This is a genomic window from Kitasatospora paranensis (assembly GCF_039544005.1).
Lineage (GTDB): Bacteria > Actinomycetota > Actinomycetes > Streptomycetales > Streptomycetaceae > Kitasatospora > Kitasatospora paranensis.
The window spans coordinates 4,040,045-4,060,764 of the sequence record NZ_BAABKV010000001.1; the positions used below are offsets into that span (position 1 = coordinate 4,040,045).

General features: G+C 74.2%; 15 protein-coding genes, 1 tRNA gene and 2 pseudogenes. 8 read left to right on the top strand and 10 right to left on the bottom strand.

All coding sequences use genetic code 11. The features are described 5' to 3' along the window. The first annotated feature begins 3 nt into the window (after nt 1-3). The 7 genes from ABEB13_RS19435 (at nt 4) to ABEB13_RS19465 (ending at nt 8,512) form a co-directional block, all read left to right on the top strand. Nucleotides 4-1,509 carry a pyridoxal phosphate-dependent decarboxylase family protein gene (locus tag ABEB13_RS19435; protein ID WP_345706514.1) on the top strand — a complete coding sequence of 502 codons (1,506 nt, stop codon included), beginning with the start codon at nt 4-6 and terminating at the stop codon, nt 1,507-1,509. Between the two features lie 32 nt (nt 1,510-1,541). Next, a complete protein-coding gene (locus ABEB13_RS19440; RefSeq protein ID WP_345706515.1) occupies nt 1,542-2,834 on the top strand; it encodes a lysine N(6)-hydroxylase/L-ornithine N(5)-oxygenase family protein in 1,293 nt (430 codons plus the stop codon). Further along, entirely contained in the window at nt 2,831-3,400 is a 570-nt protein-coding gene (locus ABEB13_RS19445; RefSeq protein WP_345706516.1) for a GNAT family N-acetyltransferase, read from the top strand. The genes ABEB13_RS19440 and ABEB13_RS19445 overlap by 4 nt, the downstream gene beginning before the upstream one ends. Beyond that, nucleotides 3,397-5,172: an IucA/IucC family protein gene (locus tag ABEB13_RS19450; RefSeq protein WP_345706517.1), complete on the top strand. Its 1,776-nt coding sequence runs from the start codon at nt 3,397-3,399 to the stop codon at nt 5,170-5,172. The genes ABEB13_RS19445 and ABEB13_RS19450 overlap by 4 nt, the downstream gene beginning before the upstream one ends. Beyond that, nucleotides 5,169-6,731 carry an MFS transporter gene (locus tag ABEB13_RS19455; protein WP_345706518.1) on the top strand — a complete coding sequence of 521 codons (1,563 nt, stop codon included), beginning with the start codon at nt 5,169-5,171 and terminating at the stop codon, nt 6,729-6,731. Before ABEB13_RS19450 ends, ABEB13_RS19455 begins: the two co-directional genes overlap by 4 nt. A 78-nt stretch (nt 6,732-6,809) precedes the next feature. After that, a complete protein-coding gene (locus tag ABEB13_RS19460) occupies nt 6,810-7,676 on the top strand; it encodes a TrmH family RNA methyltransferase (protein ID WP_345706519.1) in 867 nt (288 codons plus the stop codon). 98 nt (nt 7,677-7,774) lie between these two features. Next, nucleotides 7,775-8,512, top strand: a complete 738-nt coding sequence (locus tag ABEB13_RS19465) for an rRNA methyltransferase (protein ID WP_345706520.1) — start codon at nt 7,775-7,777, stop codon at nt 8,510-8,512. An 85-nt stretch (nt 8,513-8,597) separates the two neighbouring features. On the opposite strand, the gene ABEB13_RS19470 is transcribed toward ABEB13_RS19465, so the two are convergent. Together ABEB13_RS19470 and ABEB13_RS19475 are read right to left on the bottom strand one after the other, a co-directional pair. Beyond that, nucleotides 8,598-8,780, bottom strand: coding sequence for a hypothetical protein (locus ABEB13_RS19470; protein WP_345706521.1), 183 nt, complete (start codon nt 8,778-8,780; stop codon nt 8,598-8,600). Nucleotides 8,781-8,940: 160 nt separating this feature from the next. Beyond that, on the bottom strand, nt 8,941-9,825 hold the full coding sequence (locus ABEB13_RS19475; protein ID WP_345706522.1) for an alpha/beta hydrolase: 885 nt from the start codon (nt 9,823-9,825) through the stop codon (nt 8,941-8,943). A gap of 113 nt (nt 9,826-9,938) precedes the next feature. Between ABEB13_RS19475 and ABEB13_RS19480 the strand changes: the two genes are divergently transcribed. Further along, nucleotides 9,939-10,535, top strand: a complete 597-nt coding sequence (locus tag ABEB13_RS19480) for a TetR/AcrR family transcriptional regulator (protein ID WP_345706523.1) — start codon at nt 9,939-9,941, stop codon at nt 10,533-10,535. Nucleotides 10,536-10,601: 66 nt separating this feature from the next. Here ABEB13_RS19480 and ABEB13_RS19485 read toward each other — a convergent pair. From ABEB13_RS19485 to tmk, 8 genes and pseudogenes are all read right to left on the bottom strand, one after another. Next, nucleotides 10,602-10,678, bottom strand: a tRNA-Thr gene (locus tag ABEB13_RS19485). 122 nt (nt 10,679-10,800) lie between these two features. After that, entirely contained in the window at nt 10,801-11,460 is a 660-nt protein-coding gene (gene leuE, locus ABEB13_RS19490) for a leucine efflux protein LeuE (RefSeq protein WP_100889520.1), read from the bottom strand. A 77-nt stretch (nt 11,461-11,537) separates the two neighbouring features. Next, a pseudogene (locus ABEB13_RS19495) lies at nt 11,538-13,162 on the bottom strand (alpha/beta hydrolase). A gap of 250 nt (nt 13,163-13,412) precedes the next feature. Further along, nucleotides 13,413-14,555: an alpha/beta hydrolase gene (locus ABEB13_RS19500; protein ID WP_345706524.1), complete on the bottom strand. Its 1,143-nt coding sequence runs from the start codon at nt 14,553-14,555 to the stop codon at nt 13,413-13,415. A 182-nt stretch (nt 14,556-14,737) separates the two neighbouring features. Then, nucleotides 14,738-15,944 (bottom strand): annotated as a pseudogene (locus tag ABEB13_RS19505) (DNA polymerase III subunit delta'). Between the two features lie 39 nt (nt 15,945-15,983). After that, entirely contained in the window at nt 15,984-16,604 is a 621-nt protein-coding gene (locus ABEB13_RS19510) for an acyltransferase family protein (protein WP_345706525.1), read from the bottom strand. Continuing rightward, nucleotides 16,556-17,230, bottom strand: a complete 675-nt coding sequence (locus ABEB13_RS19515) for an acyltransferase family protein (RefSeq protein WP_345706526.1) — start codon at nt 17,228-17,230, stop codon at nt 16,556-16,558. The genes ABEB13_RS19510 and ABEB13_RS19515 overlap by 49 nt, the downstream gene beginning before the upstream one ends. 111 nt (nt 17,231-17,341) lie before the next feature. After that, entirely contained in the window at nt 17,342-20,629 is a 3,288-nt protein-coding gene (gene tmk, locus ABEB13_RS19520; protein ID WP_345706527.1) for a dTMP kinase, read from the bottom strand. Nucleotides 20,630-20,720 lie beyond the last annotated feature (91 nt).

Genomic DNA, 20,720 nt, shown 5'->3' on the forward strand with positions numbered 1-20,720 from the left:
CTGGTGGACGCGAGAGCGCACCTGTTCAACGGCGCAACGGTGGAGGACTACCGACGGTCCCTCACGGCCGGGATCGACCGCGTCGCCGCCCGGATCGCCGGCACCGAGCGGCCGTTCACCGGAATCACCCCCGACCGGCTCGCCCCCGAGATATCCGCCGTCGACCTGGACCGCCCGCTCGGCGACCCGGCCGAAGCCCTCGCCGAGCTGGAGGACGTCTACCTCCGCGACGCCGTCTACTTCCACCACCCCCGCTACCTCGCCCACCTCAACTGCCCGGTGGTCATCCCCGCACTGCTCGGCGAGGCCGTCCTCACCGCCGTCAACTCCTCGCTGGACACCTGGGACCAGAGCGCCGGCGGCACCCTCATCGAACGCCGCCTGATCGACTGGACGGCCGAGCGGATCGGCCTCGGCCCGGACGCCGACGGCGTCTTCACCAGCGGCGGCAGCCAGTCCAACTTCCAGGCCATGCTGCTCGCCCGCGAGGAGGCCTGCGACCGGGCCTCCGCCGACTCACCCGTGCCGATCGCCAAGCAGGACATCCTGCCGCGCCTGCGCATCATCGCCTCCGAGGCCGGCCACTTCAGCGTGCAGAAGTCCGCGAAGATGCTCGGCCTCGGCCCGGACGCCGTCATCACGGTCGGCACCGACCGGCACCGCAGGATGAACCCCGCCGCACTCGCCCGCGAGATCGACCGCTGCCGCCGCGAGGACCTTCGGGTGATGGCCGTCGTCGGCACCGCCGGCACCACCGACTTCGGCTCCATCGACCCGCTCCCGCAGATCGCCGACCTGTGCGCCGACGCGGGCCTGTGGCTGCACGTCGACGCCGCGTACGGCTGCGGCCTGCTCGCCTCGCGCACCCGCCGCGACCTGCTCGACGGCATCGAGCGGGCCCACTCGGTCACCGTCGACTACCACAAGTCCTTCTTCCAGCCCGTCAGTTCCAGCGCCCTGCTGGTCCGGGACGGCGCCGCGCTCCGGCACGCCACGTACTACGCCGACTACCTCAACCCGGCCCGGATGGCGAAGCGCCGGATCCCCAACCAGGTCGACAAGTCCGTCCAGACCACCCGCCGGTTCGACGCCCTCAAGCTCTGGCTGACCCTGCGCGTCATGGGCGCCGACGCGATCGGCGCGCTCTTCGACGAGGTCGTGGACCGCGCCACCGAGGCCTACGACCTGCTGGCCGAGGACCCGCGCTTCGAGGTCGTCACCCGCTCCCAACTCAGCACCGTCGTCTTCCGCTGGCTGCCGCCCGCCGGCCCGCTGCGGGCCCTCGCCGACGAGGCCAACCTGCACGCCCGCGAGGCCCTCGCCGCCTCCGGCGAGGCCGTCGTCGCCGGCACCAAGGTCGACGGCCACCACTACCTCAAGTTCACCCTGCTCAACCCGGAGACCACGCTGGACGACATCGCGCACGTCCTCGACCTCCTCGCCGAGCACGCCGGCCGCTACGTCAACGACCGGACGGCCGCCCCCGAACTCTGCCGCGCCGCCGGCTGACCGCACCCGCCGACCACCCGGGAGAGACCCGCATGTCCACCCACGACTTCATCGCCATCGGCCTCGGGCCGTACAACCTCGGCCTCGCCTGCCTCGCCGAGCCCGTCGACGGCCTCGACGGGGTGTTCCTGGAGAGCAAGCCAGACTTCGACTGGCACCCCGGGATGCTGCTGGACTTCGCCACCCTGCAGACGCCGTTCATGGCCGACCTGGTCACCCTCGCCGACCCGACCTCGCCGTACTCCTTCCTCAACTACCTGAAGTGGTCCGGCCGGCTGTACCCGTTCTACATCCGCGAGATGTTCTATCCCGTCCGTGCCGAGTACAACGCGTACTGCCGCTGGGCCGCCGCCCGGCTGCGCACCGTCCGCTTCGGCCACCGGGTGACCCTGGTCGAGTGGGACGACGCGGACGGCCTCTACACCGTCACCTCCGGGACCGCCGACGGGACGGCGGTGCACCGCGCGCCGCGGCTCGTGCTCGGCACCGGCACGCCGCCGCACCTGCCCGACGCCTGCCGGGGGCTCGGCGGCGACTTCCTGCACAACTCCGGCTACCTGGAGGGCAAGGCCGCGCTCCAGGGCAAGGAGTCGATCACGGTCGTCGGCAGTGGCCAGAGCGCCGCCGAGATCTACTACGACCTGCTCGCCGAGGTCGACGTGCACGGCTACCGGCTCGACTGGGTGACCCGCTCGCCGCGGTTCTTCCCGCTGGAGTACACCAAGCTCACCCTGGAGATGACCTCCCCCGAGTACGTGGACTACTTCCACGCCCTCCCCGAGGCCACCCGCTACCGCCTGGAGGCCGAACAGAAGGGCCTGTTCAAGGGCATCGACGCCGACCTCATCAACTCCGTCTACGACCTGCTCTACCAGAAGAGCGTCACCGGCCCCGTCCCCACCCGGCTGATGACCAACACCGCCCTGCGCAGCGCCACGTACGACGAGACCGCCCACACCTACACCCTCGGCCTCCACCACGCCGAGCAGGAAAGGGACTTCACCCTGCGCACCCAGGGTCTGGTGCTGGCCACCGGGTACACCTACCGCCCGCCGGCGTTCCTTGAGCCGATCCACGACCGGATCCGCTGGGACGGCCGGGGCCGGTTCGACATCGCCCGCAACTACAGCATCGACACCACGGGCCGCGGCGTCTTCCTGCAGAACGGCGGCACCCACACCCACAGCCTCACCTCCCCCGACCTCGGCATGGGCCCGTACCGGAACTCGTGGATCCTGCGCGAGCTCACCGGCCGCGAGGTCTACCCGATCGAGAAGAGCATCGCCTTCCAGGAGTTCGGCGCACCGGAGGGCGTCGCATCGTGAACCGCTTCACCCGCACCGCCCCCGGGATCGGCGACCTCGCGATCCGTCCGCTCGACCCGGACGCCGACGCCGCCCTGCTGCACGCCTGGGTCACCCACCCCAAGGCCGCGTACTGGATGATGCAGGACGCCGACCTCGACGCCGTCCGCAGCGAGTACCGCCGGATCACCGAACACCCCCACCACGACGCCTGGCTGGGCCTGCTCGACGGCACGCCCGCCTTCCTGGTCGAGCGCTACGACCCGGCCCGGCTGGAGCTGGTCGGGCTGTACGACGCCGAACCCGGCGACGTCGGCATGCACTTCCTCTGCGCCCCGAGCGACACGCCCGTGCACGGCTTCACGCGGGCCGTCATCACCACGGTCATGGCGTTCCTGTTCGCCGACCCGGCCACCCGTCGCGTCGTGGTCGAGCCGGACGTCCGCAACACCGCCGTGCACACCCTCAACGCGGCCGTCGGCTTCGACGTCGTCGGCCCGATCGACAAGCCCGAGAAGCAGGCGCTGCTGAGCGTCTGCACCCGCGCGGCCTTCGAACGCACCACCACCGCAGGAGCCGCCCGATGAGCCCCGTCGCCCACCTCCGCCCGGACACCTGGGCCGCCGCCAACCGGCTGCTCGTCCGCAAGGCCCTCGCCGAGTTCTCCCACGAGCGGCTGCTCACCCCCGAACAGCAGAGCGACGGCTCTTGGACCGTCCGCAGCGACGACGGCGCCACCGTCTACCGGTTCGCCGCCCGACTGCGCGCCCTCGACCACTGGGAGATCCCCGCCGAATCCGTCACCCGCCACCGCGACGGCGACGAACTCCGGCTCGAAGCGCTGGACTTCTTCATCGAACTGCGCAAGACCCTCGGCCTCTCGGACGAGGTGCTGCCGGTCTACCTGGAGGAGATCGGCTCCACCCTCGCGGGCACCGCCTACAAGCTCGACAAGCCGGCGCTCTCCGCCGCCGAACTCGCCGGGGCCGACTTCCAGGCCGTCGAGACCGGCATGACCGAGGGCCACCCCGGCTTCGTCGCCAACAACGGCCGGATCGGCTTCGGCGGCGAGGAGTACCACCGGTACGCGCCAGAGGCCGCCGCCCCGCTGCGGCTGGTCTGGCTGGCCGCGCACCGCGACCACTCGGTGTTCACCTCCTGCACCGACATCGACTACGACACCCTGATGCAGCAGGAGTTGGGCACCGCGCAGCTCGCCCGCTTCGGCACCGCGCTGGCGGATCTCGGCCTCGACCCGGCCGCCTACCACCTCTTCCCGGTGCACCCCTGGCAGTGGCAGCACAAGCTGTCCGTCACCTTCGCCGGCGAACTCGCCCAGCGCCGCCTGGTCCACCTCGGCGAGGGCGACGACGAATACCTCGCCCAGCAGTCGATCCGCACCTTCTTCAACATCACGGACCCGTCCAAGCACTATGTGAAGACGGCCATCTCGGTACTCAACATGGGCTTCATGCGGGGCCTGTCGGCCGCCTACATGGAGGCCACCCCGGCGATCAACGACTGGCTCGCACGGCTGATCGACCACGACGAGGTGCTGCGCGGCACCGGCCTGACGATCATCCGCGAACACGCCGCCATCGGCTACCGGCACCGCCAGTACGAGGCCGCCACCGACCGGTACTCGCCGTACCGCAAGATGCTCGCCGCACTCTGGCGCGAGAGCCCGGTGCCCGGCCTCGAGCCCGGACGGCGCCTGGCCACCATGGCCTCCCTGCTGCACACCGACCGCGACGGCCGCTCGCTCGCCGCCGCCCTGGTCGCGCAGTCCGGCCTGCCCGCCGAGCAGTGGCTGCGGCGCTACCTGGACGCCTACCTCACCCCGCTGCTGCACAGCTTCTACGCCTACGACCTGGCGTTCATGCCGCACGGCGAGAACACCATCCTGGTGCTGAACGGCGGCGTCGTGGAGCGGGCGATCTTCAAGGACATCGCCGAGGAGATCGTCGTCATGGACCCGGACGCGGCGCTGCCGCCCGCCGTCCAGCGGGTGCGCGCGGACGTCCCCGAGTCCATGAAACTGCTGTCGATCTTCACCGACGTCTTCGACTGCTTCCTGCGCTACCTCAATGCCGTCCTGGCCGCCGAGGACGTGCTCGACGAGGACGCGTTCTGGCGCACCGTCGCCGCATGCGTCGCCGACCACCGCGACTCCGTGCCGCACCTGGCCGAGAAGTTCGAGCGGTACGACCTGTTCGCACCCGAGTTCGCCCTGTCCTGCCTCAACCGGCTCCAGCTGCGCAACAACCGGCAGATGGTCGACCTCGCCGACCCGTCCGCCGCCCTCCAGCTCGTCGGCACCCTGGTGAACCCGATCGCCCGGTTCGCCCCCGAGCGGTGACCGCCGCCACCGGGGCGGCCACCGGGCCGGGAAGCGACGCGGGCACCGGGCCGGACACCGAGGCGGGAGCTGCCACCGGACGGCCGCCCGCCCGGTGGCTCGTCCTCGCGGTGGTCTGCCTCGTCCAGCTCGCGGTCGTCCTCGACAACACCGTGCTGGGCGTCGCCGTGCCGTCCCTCACCCGGGACCTCGGCGCCGGCACCGCCGACCTCCAGTGGATCGTCAACGCCTACTCGCTCGTCCAGGCCGGGCTGCTGCTCGCCGCGGGCAGCGCCGCCGACCGCTACGGCCGCCGCCGGCTGATGCTCCTCGGCCTGGCGGTCTTCGGACTCGGCTCGCTGGCCGCCGGGCTCTCCCACACGACCGGCCGGCTGATCGCCGCCCGCGCCGTCATGGGAGTCGGCGGGGCACTGCTGCTCACCACCACCCTCGCCGTCGTCCTGCAGGTCTTCGACGGACCGGAGCGCACCCGGGCGATCGGGGTCTGGAGCGCGGTCAGCGCGCTCGGCTACGCGGCCGGGCCGCCGATCGGCGGCCTGCTGCTCGCCCACTTCGCCTGGGGCTCGCTCTTCCTGGTCAACCTGCCGGTGGTGCTGCTCGGGCTCCTCGCCGGGCGGGCGCTCGTCCCGGAGTCCCGCAGCCCCCGCGGCGGGCCGCCCGACCTGACCGGCGTGCTGCTCTCCACCGTCGGGGTGACCGCCGTCGTGGGCGCGATCGTCTCCGGCCCGGAGCACGGCTGGTCGTCCGCGCAGGTCCTCGGTCCGGCCGCGGCCGGGCTCCTCGCGCTGACCGCCTTCGTCCGCTGGGAGCTGCGCTGCCCGCACCCCATGCTCGACCTCGGGTTCTTCCGGGACCGCCGGTTCGTGGGAGCGGTGACCGGCGTCGTCCTGATCACCTTCGGCAGCACCGGCGTGCTGTTCCTGCTCACGCAGCAGCTCCAGTTCGTCCGCGGGTACGAGCCCTTGGAGGCCGGGCTGCGGATGGCACCGTTCGCCCTCACCGTCGTCGCCCTCAACTTCACCGGTCTGGCCGCCCGGGTGACCGCCCGGCTCGGCACCCCGCGCTCGATCGCCGCCGGCATGGCGATCCTGGCGGCCGGCTTCGCCGTCGCCGCGCTCGCCGGCGGGGGCTACGGCCCGCTACTGGTGGGTCTGCTGCTGATGGGCACCGGCTGCGCGCTGGCCAACCCGGCCATCGTCGCGGCCGTGCTGGACGCCATCCCGCCGGAGCGGGCGGGGGCCGGCGCGGGCGTCGACGGCACCATGGCCGAGGTCGGCGGCAGCCTCGGCGTGGCCGTGCTCGGCGCCGTGCTGAACGCCCGGTTCGCCGCCCTGCTGCCGGCCGGGGCCGCCGCCGGCTCGCTGCCCGCCGCCCTCGCCACGGCCGGGACGGACGGCGAGCGGTCGGCCGTCCTGGACGCCTTCGCGGCCGCCTCCCGAAGCGGACAGCTCGCGGGCGCGGGCGCCGTCCTGGCCGGCGGCCTGACCGCCGCCGCCCTGCTGCGCCGGGCCGACCGGCGGGCGGAGCGGCAGGCACGGGCACCGTCGGGCACCGCCTAGGATCGCCGTATGTCGGACAGGGGAAGCCGCGGGGCACCGCGCCAGGGACGAAGCGGACCGCACCAGGAGCCGGGCCGGGTGCCCACAGGGGCGGCAGCGCCCGCCCGGGCCGGTGCCGTCCACCGGGTGTCCACCCGCAACGCGCAGTTCCAGACCTGGCAGGCGCTGCTGGCCAACCGGAACAAGCGGCAGCGGCAGGGCGAGTTCCTCATCCACGGGGTCCGGCCGATCACGCTGGCCCTGGAGTACGGCTGGCCGCTGCACCGGCTGCTCCACCCGGCCGGCCAGCGCCTGTCGGCCTGGGCCCAGGGCGTCCTGCGGGACAGCGGCATCCCGGTGAGCGAGGTCGCCCCGGAACTGCTGGCCGAACTCGGCGAACGCGAGGACACCGCACCGGAGCTGGTGGCCGTCGCCGCGCTCGGCTCGGACGACTTCGGACGACTGCCCGTCGGCCCGGACTTCCTCGGCGTCGCCTTCGACCGGCCGACCAACCCCGGCAATATCGGCACCCTCACCCGGTCCGCGGACGCCTTCGGGGCGTCCGGCCTGATCGTCACCGGCCACGCCGCCGACGTCTACGACCCGAAGTCGGTGCGGGCCAGTACGGGTTCGCTCTTCAAGCTGCCGGTGATCCGCAGCGCGGCGCCGTCCGACGTACTGGAGTGGGTCGTCGCCCAGCGCGAGCGCGGCGTGCCGGTGAAGATCGTCGGCACCGACGAGCACGGCGAGACCTCGGTCGACGCGTGCGACCTCACCGGTCCCGTCCTGCTCGTCGTCGGCAACGAGACCGTCGGCATGAGCAAGACCTGGCGCGAGATCTGCGACGAGGTCGTCAGCATCCCGATCGGCGGGGCCGCGAGCTCGCTCAACGCCGCCTCGGCCGGCACCCTGATGCTGTACGAGGCCGCCCGGCAGCGCGGGTTCCCCGGCGGAAAGCGGCCCTGAGCGAAGCGGGCAGCAGCCCTGAGCGAGGCGGGCAGCGGGCCTGAGCGCCGAGGCCGGCCGGGACGGCCGGACCGGCCCGGCTGCCTAGGATTGGGCCCATGAGCTACCGGCACGTGACCGACAGAGCCGACTACGCGGACTTCGCCGGCGGCGCCGTGCTGCGGTCCGCACCCGGGTTCCCGGCCTTTCCGGTCAGACTCGGCTCGGAAATCTTCCAGCGGGCGATGGCGCTGCGCGGCAGCGACCGGCCCGCGGTGCTCTGGGACCCGTGCTGCGGCAGCGGCTACCTGCTGACCGTGCTCGGCCTGCTGCACCGCCGCTCGATCGGAGCCGTGCTCGCCACCGACGCCGCCGAGCCCGCGCTGGATCTCGCCCGCCGGAACCTCGCCCTGCTCGACCCGCGGGCCCTGCGGGAGCGGGCCGCGGAACTGGACGCCCGGGCGGAGGAGTTCGGCAAGCCCTCGTACCGGGAGGCCGCCGAGTCCGCCCGCCGGCTCGGCCGCACCCTCGCCGAGGACGGCGGCCCACTCCCGGCCACCGCCCGCCGGGCCAACGCCTTCGACCGCGCGGAGCTGACCGCTGCGGTGGCAGGCATCGCTCCGGATGTCGTCCTCACCGACGTCCCCTACGGCGAGCAGACCGACTGGCTGGGCGCGGACGACGACGCCGGGGTGCCCGAGATGCTCACCGCGGTGGCCTCCGCCCTGCCCGACCGGGCGGTGCTCGCGGTGACCGTCCGCGGCCGCCGTGTCCCGCTCGGCGGCATCAGGGCCCGCGAGTCCTTCAAGATCGGCACCCGGGCGGTCGCCCTGCTGACGGCGGACCAACTGCGCTGACCGGCCGGGGCGCCGGGCAGGCACTTCAGGCCCGGGCACTTCAGGCCCGGGCACTTCAGGCCAGGGCTCCTCAGGGCCAGGCACCTCAGGCCCGGGCGTCAGCGGTGTCGAGGGTGTTGTCGAGCCAGTCGTAGATGCGGGCCTGGGTCAGGCGCATGGCCCCGGGGTGGCAGTGGGCGCCGGCGCCCTCCTCGGTGCTGAAGAGCATGAGGGTCCTGGGGCAGGTGAGGTGGTCGTAGAGCTGCTCGGGCTGGCCCTTGAAGAACATGTCGTCCTCGGCGTCGCAGACCAGGGTGGGGCACCGGATCTGTTCGGCGATGCCGCCGGCGAGGGTGTAGTCGAGGTAGGAGGCGTTGAACGCGCGGGGGTGTCGGCGCCCATGACGTACATGCCGTGGTTGATCGCCCAGCGGGCGATCGGGTCCGCGCTCATGATCCGCTCGAAGGCGGCGTCGAGCTCCGGGGCGGAGTCGGCGCGCAGCATCTGCTCGGCCTGCTCGCGGCTGCCGGGGATGTTGCGGACGGAGGTCTGGCCGAGGTCGTAGAGGCCGTCGACGGCGACGAGTGCGGCGAGGCGGTGCTCGAAGGCGGCGGCGCGGGGGCGAGGATGCCGCCCATGCTGATGCCGAGCAGCGCGATGCGGTTGTTGTCGACGTCGGGGAGGGTCTCGGCGAAGTCCACGACGGGGGTGATGACGTTCTCCCAGTCGGGGCGGAAGACCAGGTCCTGGTGGTGGCGCGGGCCGGGCATGCCGGGGCCGTCGAAGACCAGCACGTTGTAGCCGCGTTCGACGCCGGCCATCGCGCCGAAGAAGTGCAGTTCCTCGGCGGTGCCGTCGAAGCCGTTGTGCATGACGAGGGTGGGCCGCGGGGTGCCGGAGTCGTCGACCCGGTACAGGTAGCCGGGCAGGGTGGTGTCCTCGTAGGGGATGGCGACCGGTTCGATGCGCGGGGTGAACAGGGCGGCCGCGGACCGGAAGCAGGCCACGCTGCGGTCGTAGGCGTGGTCGTGGCGGGGGTCGCAGGGCCGGCCGTGCAGGAAGAACTCGGCCGAGCGGTAGTAGTTCGACGCCCGCAGGTAGCCGTCGCGGGCGCTGATCCGGTGGCCGGCCTTCAGCGCCTTGTCCGCCTCGGCGGCGACCCGGTCGGCGGTGGCCGTCCACTCGGTGTACCAGCTGCCGTAGTCGCCCTCGACGATGCGCTCGCCGGTCGAGACGACCTCGCCGAAGTCGGCGCCACCGTAGGCGATGTGGCTCATCGAGCGCAGGGTCTCGTACCAGAACTGGATGTTGTTCGGGAACAGCAGCTGCTTCATCGGAGGCCCTCCTGGAGGCTCGACGCTCTCTACTAAGCACGGATCTGTGCTTGCGTGGACGACTGTAGACCCCTCGGGGGCACTAAGCAAACGTCTGTGCTTACGATGGAGGGGTGCCCCAGAAACAGCCCGCCGAACGCATCCGCAAGAGCCCCGAACAGGTCCGGGCGGCCGTCCACCAAGCAGTCATCGACCTGCTGGCCGCCCCTGACGGCGCCGAGCCCACCATCCCCGCCATTGCGCAACGCGCCGGCGTCAACCACACCAGCATCTACCGCCGTTGGGGAAGCCGGGAGGCCCTGCTCGCCGACGTCGTCACCACCCGACTGGAAAGCACCTCACCACTGCTCGACACCGGCAGCCTGCGCGGCGACCTCACCGCCTGGGCCCAGGCCGGCGTCGACAGCATCCGCACCCCCGAAGGCCGCGTCCTCATCCGAGCCGTCGCCCTGTCCATGCCGACCAGCCCCGAGGCACAGAGCGAGCGCGGCCAGCACTTCCGGCGCCGCATGAGCTCCATCGAGCGCATCCGCGAACGGGCCACCGCCCGCGGCGAGGTCCCCCCGCCGCTGGAGGACATCTTCGACCAGCTCCTCGCCCCGTTCTACGTCCGCGTCATCTTCGGCATCGACCCACCCGCCACCGGCTATCCCGAAACCCTCGTCAACCGCCTGCTCGGCCCCGAAGGTGCGGCAACGGACACAACGTGAGCCAGTCGCCCGGCCACGGGAACGCAAAGAACCCCAGGTCAGTGGCTACTGACCTGGGGTTCTTCATGGAGCCGCCTTCGGGATTCGAACCCGAGACCTACGCATTACGAGTGCGTTGCTCTGGCCAACTGAGCTAAGGCGGCACCGTTGCCGGGGTGGACACCCGACCGGTGGGGTCGAGGATCGCATCAGCAACGCGGGCAAGTCTACACAGTTTCCGGGGTGGTCCGCACCGCACCCTCGGGGGCGGACCGAGGCCCGGCGATCAGGCGGAGGAGACGGCGAGTTTGGCGGCGAAGCCGGCGAAGAGCAGGGCGACGCCGCTGGTCAGACCGGCGGAGAGGCGCTTGCGGCGGTGGAAGGCGGTGGCCAGGGTGGTGCCCGCGAAGATCAGCAGGGAGAGGTAGAGCACGCTGAAGGTCTGCAGGACGCCGCCGAGCAGCGCGAACGAGAGGACCGGCTTCCCGTACGAGGGGTCGACGAACTGGGTGAAGAAGGACAGCAGGAAGAGGATGGCCTTCGGGTTGAGCAGGCTGATCACCAGCGCCCGGCGGAACGGGTTCTCGGTGCTCTCCGGTGCCTCCTCGGCGGCAGCGCCCGGACCGGCCGCCGCGGCGCGGCGCTCCCGCCAGAGCTGGCGGGCGGAGCGGAGCATGCCGAAGCCGATCCACAGCAGGTAGGCCGCGCCGCCGAACTTCACCACGGCGTACACCGCGGGGTTGGCCGCGAGCAGCGAGGACGCGCCGAGCGAGGTGAGGCTGATCAGGGTGAAGTCACCGACGAAGACGCCCGCGGCGGCCCGGTAGCCGGTGCGGACGCCCTTGCGGGCGGCGACGGACAGGACGTACAGCGAGTTGGGCCCGGGCAGCAGGACGATGACCAGGGCGCCGAGGATGTACGTCGTCAGGTCGTTGACTCCGAGCACGGGGGCGCTCCTGTCGGGACGGGTGACGAAGGGGGCGCCCCATCGTAGCCGCCAGTACCGTCCGGCAGATACGGGTCTTACTTCGCGCAGCTGGCGCCCTTCGCCGGCGCGTCCCCGCCGAGCAGGTAGCGGTTGACCGCCCCGTCGACGCAGGCGTTGCGCCGCCCGTACGCGGTGTGCCCGTCGCCGTTGTAGGTGAGCAGCCGGCCCGACTCCAGCTGACCGGCCAGCGACTGCGCCCAGGCGTACGGGGTGGCCGGGTCGCGGGTGGTGCCGACGACGACGATCGGCGCCGCCCCGGCGGCCCGGACGGTGTGCGGGGCCCCGGTCGGCCGCTCCGGCCAGTAGGCGCAGGCGAGCGCCATCCAGGCCATGTCGCGGCCGAAGTGCGGGGAGGCCTGTTCGAAGTCGCCGACCGCGGCGGCGGCCTCGGCCGGGTTCGCGAAGGGCGCGGGGAGGTCGAGGCAGTTCACGGCGGTGTTGGCGGCCATCAGATTCGGGTAGCTGCCGTCCGCCGCCCGCTCGTAGTAGTCGTCGGAGAGCTGGAGCAGCGCGGTGCCGTCCCCGGCCTCGGCGCTGTGCAGGGCCGTGCGCAGCTGCGGCCAGAGGAACTCGGCGTACATGGCCTCGATCACTCCGGTGGTGGCCTGGGCCTCGGTGAGCGGGCGTCCCGCGTCGGTGGTCGGCAGCGGCTTGGCGTCGAGCTTGGCGAAGAGGTCGGTGAGGCCCCGGCCGACCTGCTGCGGTGTGCGGCCGAGCGGGCAGTCGTCGCGGCCGGCGCAGTCCTTGGCGAAGGCCGTCCAGGCGGTCTCGAAGCCGCCGGCCTGGGTCCGGTTGCCGGCCCGGGCGTCGAGGGACGGGTCCATCGCACCGTCCAGCACCATCCGGCCGACCCGGGACGGGAACAGCCCGGCGTAGGTGGCACCCAGGTAGGTGCCGTAGGACTTGCCCAGGTAGTGGAGTTTGTCGTCGCCGAGCAGGGCGCGCAGGACGTCCATGTCGCGGGCGGCCTCCACGGTGGAGACGTGGGCCAGCACGGCGCCGGAGCGGTCCTTGCAGGCCGCGGCGAACTCCTTGTCGGCCGCCACCAGGGCGTCGGTCTCGGCCTGGTTGTCCGGGGTGATGTCGGTGGCGGTGAAGGCGTCCATCCGGGGCCCGGTCAGGCAGCCGACCGGGGCGGAGCGGCCGACGCCGCGGGGGTCGAGGCCGACCAGGTCGTAGGCGGCGCGCACCCCGGGGTCGTAGCCGGCGGCCACCCCTCCAGGTACTCGACGGCGGAGCCGCCCGGCCCGCCCGGGTTGAGCAGCAGGGAGCCGAGGTGCCGGGTGCCGCCGGTGGCGGTCTTGCGGGCGACGGCCAGCGTGATGTCGCCCGCCTCGGGGCGGCCGTAGTCCAGCGGCACCTTGAACCCGGCGCACTCGAAGCCGCTGTCGCAGGCCTTCCAGTCGAGCTTCTGGCCGTAGTAGGCGCTGAGCGAGGTCGGGACCTGCGGGGGCAGCGGCTGGAGCGGGGTGGCGGAGGAGGAGCCGGTCGCGCCGCCGTCGGCGGACGGCCCGGAGGCGGAGGTGCCGTCGGCCGGGCTGCCGGAGGAGCAGCCGGCCAGCAGAAGCGCCGCGGCAAGGGCGGCGGCGACCGCTCCTCCCCCGGCTCGACGCCTGGACGGGACGGGCGCGCCTGTTCTGGTCCGCCGGATGGCTCGCATGGTGTGGATCTCCCTCGGACGCGGCGCGGACGGCGGACGGCAGGCGGCGGCACCCCTCGGGCCCAGGACGGCCCGCAGCGGTCGGAGCGGTCTGCCCCGGCGACCCGGCGACCCCGGCCGGACCCAGCCTAACGGTCCGGTCCTCCCGCACCGGTGAGGCCGCCCGGCGAGGAGACGGGACGGGCGGGTACGGGACGGGCGGCCACGATCGGGCGGGGGACGGGCGCGGGCGGGGGACAGCGGTCGGCGGTCAGTTGGGCTTGGCCAGGCTCTCGGCGAGGTACTGGACGGCGACCCGGACGAGCCGCAGCCGTTCCCGTTCGGGGGTGTAGTCCTGCACGATGTCGGAGATCCGGACGTCCGCCCTGGCCGCGGCGCCCTTGCCGCCCTTCAGCGCGGACTGCAGGCCGCGGGCGGCCGTGAGGCCCGCACCGTCCGCCTTGGCCGCGGCGAGCAGCAGCCGGGTGGTGGCGGTGTCCGGGGCGTCCGCGCCGGTCTGGGCGAGGGCGGCGGCGTCGTAACGGCCGGAGACCGCGGCCGCCGCGCCGTAGAGGTCCGGCCGGGCGAGGCCGGCGGCGGCCGCGCACGGCGCGCCCGATTCGATGCCGAGGACGGCCCAGTTGCCGGGCCCGGCCGGCAGGGTGCGGAAGGCGGCGGTGACGGCGGTCCGCAGCGCGGCGTCGTCGGAGACGGCCTGCGGGGCGGCGGCGACCAGGTCGCAGGGGTGTTCGGTGCCGGTGGGGGCCTCCGGGGCGACCACGACGAACGGGCGGGACCGGCCGAGCGCCACGGCGGACGCGACCCCGTCGAAGACGTCGGGCAGCTCCGCGTCGGCGGTCTTCCGTGCGGTGCCGGAGTGCAGCACGATCACCGGGAAGCGCGCCTGCTGGTCCGCCCGGTACTGCGCGGGGAGCCAGACCCGTACGGTGCGCGGGTGGCCGTCCGGGCCGGCGACCTGGGCCTCCATCAGGTCGCCGTCGGCGGGGTGGGCGACGGCGGTGAAGGCGGTGACGACCGGCGGCAGCGGGCGCGAACCGGTCGGGGACGCGTCGGCCGAGGGCGACGCACCGGGCGGGGCGGCGGCGGGCGCGGGGGCCTGCGCGGCGGCCGGGGCAGCGGCGACGGCCGCCCGGGCCCCCGCCGTCCCGCCGCCGTCGGCCGGGTGCCCGCGGCCCGGGCCGCCGGGGCCCAGGACGAGTACCCCGGCCAGCGCCGCGGACCCCGCGAGGCAGAGCCCGGCGGCCACCGACCGGATCAGCAGGGGGCGCTGCTCGAAGACCAGCTCGTAGGTGCGGGCGACCCGCAGGTCACGCCACTGGCCGAGCGCGGAGCGGCCCAGCCAGAGACCGGCCGCGGCCGTCAGCAGGGGAACGGCGAGGAGCGGACGGAGCATGGGCGCACCACCTCGGGAGGGTACCGGCCGCCGGACCACGGCGCGGTCGGTCCTCAGGGTGCACAACCCGCCGGGCGGGGCCCCGGGGGCCGCACGGGGACCGTCCGACGTTCACTCGAACGAAGGAGGTGACGTGCGGTCACCCGGCCCGAAGAGAGGGGCGGGGCAGATCGGACGGGTCGTCAGCCTGCGCGCAGCGCGACCGTCATGGCCTCGACCGCGAGCAGCGGGTCGACGTTGCGGTCGAGCGCCTCCCGGCAGGCCAGCACCGCCTCGATCCGGCGCAGGGTGGACTCGGCGGGACCGGACGAGGCGACCCGGTCCAGCGCGGGACGCTGGTCCTCGTTGGCGAGGCGACCGGTGGAGCCGAACTGCAGGGCGAGGACGTCCCGGTAGAAGCCGAGCAGGTCCAGCAGAGCGGTGTTCAGGGTCTCCCGACGGGTGCGGGTCGCCCGGCTCTTCTGGCGCTTCTCCAGGTCCTTCACCGCACCGGCCATGCCGCGCGGGGCCCGGCTGCCCTCCGCGGCGCCGTACGCGGCCCGCAGGTCGCCGGTCTCCTTGGCGTCCTGGGTCTCGGCGAGGGCGTCGGCGTCGGCCTTCGCCGTGTCGACCAGCCGCTGGGCCGCGGCCAGGCAGCCGCCAATGTCGGCGACCTCCAGCGGGATCCGCAGCACGTCGGCGCGGCGGGCGCGGGCCTCCTCGTCGACGGCGAGGCGGCGGGCGCGCTCGACGTCGCCCTGGCCGGCCAGCGCCGCGAGGTGGGCGGGCCCCGGTTCGACGCCGTCGCGGCGCACCAGCATGTCGGCGACGGCCTCCGAGGAGGGTGCGCAGCACCAGCAGCCGGGAGCGGGAGCGGATGGTCGGCAGGACGTCCTGCACGGACGGCGCGCAGAGCAGCCAGACGGTGCGCGGCGACGGCTCCTCGACGCCCTTGAGCAGGGCGTTGGCGGCGGCCTCGGTGAGCCGGTGGGCGGCGTCGATGAGGATCACCGACCAGCGGCCGCCGGTCGGGTAGCTCGACGCGCGCAGTACCAGGTCGCGCATGTCGCCGACGCCGATGGACAGGCCGTCCGTGCGCACGTACTTCACGTCGGCGTGGCTGCCCGCGAGCACGGTGTGGCAGCCGTCGCAGAAGCCGCAGCCGGGCGTGCCGCCGAGCTCCAGGTCGGGGCTGGTGCACTGCAGGGCGGCGGCGAAGGAACGGGCGGCGGTGATCTGGCCGGCGCCGGGCGGGCCGGTGAACAGCCAGGCGTGCGTCATCAGGGAGGCGTTGCCGCCGGCGGGGGCGCCGCCGCGGCCGGCCAGGACGGCGGCGCGCGCGGCCCGGGCGGCAGCGGACAGCTGCTCGACCACGCGGTCCTGGCCGACCAGGTCGTCCCACACGCTCACGCCGTACTCCCTGCCACGCCCACCGTCTGCGCCCCGAGCCTAACGCGCCGGGCCGACAGGCCGGTCCGGTCCGGCTGCCCGGCCCGCCCCCGACGGCGCCGTGACGGCCGGGGAAGCGGTCGCGGCCGGGGAAGCGGTGGCAGCCGGGGCGGACCGCTGGGCCGGCAGGTGGACACCCCGGACCTTGGCGAAGGACGCCGCGAGCCGGGGCTTGAGCCAGCGGGCGGCCGGCCGCTCCACCCAGCGGTGCACCAGCCAGGACGCGCCCACCATGACGACCAGCAGCGCGCCCACCAGCAGCCGCGGGTCGACCCGCCGGCCGACGGCCGTGATCACCTCCCAGCCGATGTACTCGTGCAGCAGGTACAGCGGGTAGGTGACCGCGCCGGCCGTGGTGAGCCAGCGCCAGTCGACGGCCCGGAACCAGTCCAGCGCCACCCCGGCCATCAACAGGTAGAACGCGGCGAGCGCCGCCACCACGCCCCACTCCGTCATCGGGTGGCCGGCCTGCAGGGCGACGAAGCGGTAGGTGGGCAGCGCCGCCCGGCAGCCCAGCAGGAAGGTGAGCCCGACCAGCAGCCAGAGCAGCAGGTCCTGGCCGAACCTGCGCATCAGGTAGAAGGCCAGCCCGCCGATGAAGTACCAGCAGTACTCCGGCATCGCCAGCACCTGGAGCAGCTGCTCCCCGGCGCGGCGGTGGCCAGCACCCCGGCGGCCGCCCACAGCAGGCAGAAGGCCAGCACCCGGCGGTAGGTGAGACCGAACGCGACCACCACCGCGAAGATCAGGTAGAAGCGGCCCTCCACCCACAGGCTCCAGTAGACGCCGTCCACGTACGGCGCCCCGAAGGGGTACTCCATCATCGTGAGGTTGGTCAGGATGTCCCGGCCCGGCCGGGGCCGGGTGCCCCCGGGGATCAGCGCCACGACCGTCGTGGTCAGCAGCACGGCGAACCAGTACGCCGGGAACAGCCGCACCACCCGCGAGGTCAGGAAGTCCGACAGCGACCGCCCCCAGCAACTCAGGCAGATCACGAAGCCGCTGATCAGGAAGAAGAGCTGCACCCCGAGCCAGCCGTACGCGGCCGGCCGGTACAGCACCGGGAAGAGCTCGGCCCGTGACCGTCCCCAGTCCGAGCCGTACGCCACGTAGTGGTAGAGCACCACCATGAGCACCGCGACGAACCGCAGCCCGTCCAGGACCTGGAGCCGGCCGCCGGTGGGGGCGGCCCCCGGGACGGCCGCCCTCGGGGCGAGGACGGGTGGTGCGGGTGCGGCGACGCTCACGGCTACGGGCTTCCCTCGGCAGGCTGCGGGTGACGAAACGGGCACCGCAGTCTTTCAGACCACGGTGCCCGTCCATCCGTTCGGTTCCCCCGCCCGGGGAACGATCATGCGTCAGTCCTTGCGGCGCTTGCGTCCCCAGCCGCGCTGACCGCCCTCGCCGGACGCGTCGCCCCCGTCCTCGCCGTCGACGGCCTCCCAGCGCGCCCACTCCTCGCGGGAGCCCAGCAGCGAGTCGGTCAGGCTCGGCAGATCGTCCATCGGGGTCTCCTCCGCCCACGACGGACGGGGGCGGGACGGCGGCGTCAGCTCACGGGTCGTCTCGGCGGACGGCTCCTCCCGCCACAGCCCGGGCGACACCCGGCCGACGGCCGGCGGCACCGCGGGCAGGACGGCGGTCTCGTCGGGCGCCGCACCGTCCACGGTGGGCAGTACCGCCGTCTCGTCGACGGCCGGAGCGGCCGGGGACGTCCTCGGCTTCTCCTCGACCCTCGGGAGGACAGCCGTCTCATCGGCCTTCGGGGCCGCCGGACCGCTCGGGTCCTTCGAGAACCTGTCCGGCACGGCCTTCGGCAGGACGGCGGTCTCATCGGCCGCCGGCACAGTCGGCAGCACGGCCGTCCGCTCCACCGGCGGCTCGGCCTGCTCCGCGGCGCGGACGGCTGCCTGCCGCTCCCGCTCCGGAATCTCCCGGGTCGGGTCCTCGTCGGGGACCTGCGGCAACTCGGCGGTGACCGCGACGGCGGCCGCGGCCGCCTGCTCGGCCCGGGCGGCCTCGGCCTTCAGCCGGGCCTCCTCCGCACGCTGCAGGGCCTCCTCGGCGCGGCGGCGCTGCTCGGCCCGCTGCACCTCCAGCTGGCGTCGGACCTCTGCCTGGGCAGCCGCCTCGGCCTCCATCCGCTCCCGCTCGGCGGCCTCGGCCCGCAGCCGGGCCTCCTCCTGCGCACGGCGGGCGGCCTCCTCCTCGGCGCGCAGCCTCGCCTCCTCCTCGGCCCGCAGCCGGGCGGCCTCGGTGACCTTGCGGGCCTCCTCCGCGGCGACCCGCTCGGCCTCCACGGCAGCCAGCCGGTCCTTCTCGGCCTGCTCCGCGCGCAGCTGCTCCAGCAGTTCCTGGCGCTTGCGCTCCGCCTCGGCCTCCTCGGCCTTGCGGCGGGCCTCCTCGGCGGCGCGGCGCTCGGCGGCCTCGCGGGACAGGCGCTCCTGCTCGGCCTGGGCCGCCTTCTCCTGACCGGAGAGCGGCAGCTCCCGGTCGAGCCGGTGCCGGACGGCGGTGGTGACCTGCTCGGGCTGCTGCCCCGCGTCGACCACCAGGTAGCGGGCCGGGTCCGCGGCGGCGAGCGCCAGGAACCCGGACCGGACCCGCGTGTGGAACTCGGTGGGCTCCTGCTCCAGCCGGTCCAGGGCCTCGGTGAACCGCTCCCGGGCGGCGGACGGGTCGACGTCCAGCACCACCGTCAGGTCGGGCACCAGGCCACCGGTGGCCCAGCGGGAGATCCGGGCGATCTCGGTCGCCGCCAGGTCGCGGCCCGCGCCCTGGTAGGCGATCGAGGAGTCCATGTAGCGGTCGGTGATCACCACGGCGCCGCGGGCGAGCGCGGGCCGGATCACGTTCTCGACGTGCTCGGCACGGTCGGCGGCGTAGATCAGCGCCTCGGCGCGGTGCGACAGACCGGTGTTGCCGACGTCCAGGACGAGGCCGCGCAGCCGCTGCCCGACCGGGCTGCCGCCGGGCTCGCGGGTGAGCACCACCTCGTGGCCCTTGGAGCGGATCCACTCGGCGAGCGCGTGGGCCTGGGTGGACTTGCCGGCACCGTCACCGCCCTCCAGGGCGATGAAGAAGCCGGTCCCGGTGAGCCGGTGAGGGGCGGGCTCGGCACCGCCGCGGACGGCCTGCACCAACTCCCTGCCGAACGGGGCGACGCCCCGCCGGTCGTCGGTGCGCAGCAGCACCACCGCGGCGAGCACCAGGGTGAGCAGCCCGGCGGTGGAGACGGCGAGCGCCGCGCCGCCGTGGATGAAGGTGAAGCTGCCGGAGTCGACCCGGCCGAGCTCGACGTCGCCGTAGGCGGCTGCGATCAGCGGCACGGCCACCAGTGCGCCACCGACGACCACCCGCAGCACCGCGTACAGGTGCTCGGTGACCTTGGCCAGCCGGATCTCCTCGACCTCCTGGACGAGCAGCCCACGGCCGACGGCGACGGTGACGCCCGCGGCGAGGCCGGCCAGCACGGTGAGCAGCAGCACCAGGACGAAGTCCAGCACCAGGCCCGCCAGGATCAGCGACACGCCCTGCACCAGCAGCGCGACCGCGAGCAGCCGCCGCCGGGAGAGCCCGGGCAGCACCGATCGGGCGGCCCGGATGCCGATGGCGGGCGCCAGTGCGGCGGCGAGCACCACCAGGCCGTAGCCGACCGGCCCGGCCCGGTGCTCGACGGCGGTCAGCAGAGCGACGGCGGCGACGCCCGCCATCGCGGCGTACCCGGCGGCCACGGCGAAGGTGAAGTAGGGGGCGGAGCCGGTGCGGCCCTTGGCCAGCGCAGGCCCGGGGGTGGCGTCGGTCGGGGCGCGCAGGCCCTGCAGCGGCGAGCGCGGCACGGCGGCCGCACCGGCGGGCAGCTCCTGCAGGAACACCAGGACGGCCGAGGTGGCGAAGAGCAGCGCGGCGCCGGCGGCGGCACAGGTCGTCTGGTGGCCGCGCAGCCAGTCCGAGCCGAGTGCCGCGATCACGTTGTTCAGCAGGGTGAACACGACCAGGGCCGCGGCGGCCAGCGGGACGGTGACCCAGCCGGTGCGCAGGTCCAGCGTGCGCACCGCGTCCAGGCTCGCGGCGGAGGGCCGCCGCCGCTCGGCGGGCGCGTACGGGTCGGCCGGCGGCAGCAGGCCGGGGACGGCGGCGGCCTTGGCGACCGCCCAGATCCGCTCGGCGGCGCCGGTCGCGAAGACCGTGCCGAGCAGCACCCAGGTGGCCGAGCCCGGTGCCCAGGTCGTCCACCAGCCGGCGAGCCCGATCAGCACGGCGCGCAGCAGGTCGGCGGCGATCAGCGTCCAGCGCCGGTCGAGGCGCCCGCCCACCAGGGCGTGCACCGGACCGAGCAGCGCCGCGCCGAACAGCACGGTGGACAGCAGCCGGGCGGCGAAGACCGCGGCCACGGCGAAGGCGAGCGACCGGTAGCCGTGCCCGAACTGGCCGCCGATCACGGCGGCGACCACCGTCAGCGGCACGAGGACCAGCAGGGCCAGGCGGTCGGCGGTGCCACCGGTCAGCTGGGCCGTCCACAACCGCCGGTAGGGCCGGAGGCGGAGCAGGGCCCGCGCCCGTTCGCCGGGCGTGCCCGCGGGGGCCGGTTCCGGCCGGTCGGGCGGTGCGGGGCTGGTACCGGTGGGCTGCTCCTCACTCGTCATACGGTCAGCGTAGCGGTCGGGCGTTGCGGCCCAAGGGGAGCGGCCCTTCCGGGCGCCTCCATGACACGGTTGTGACGCACGGCGGGGCCGC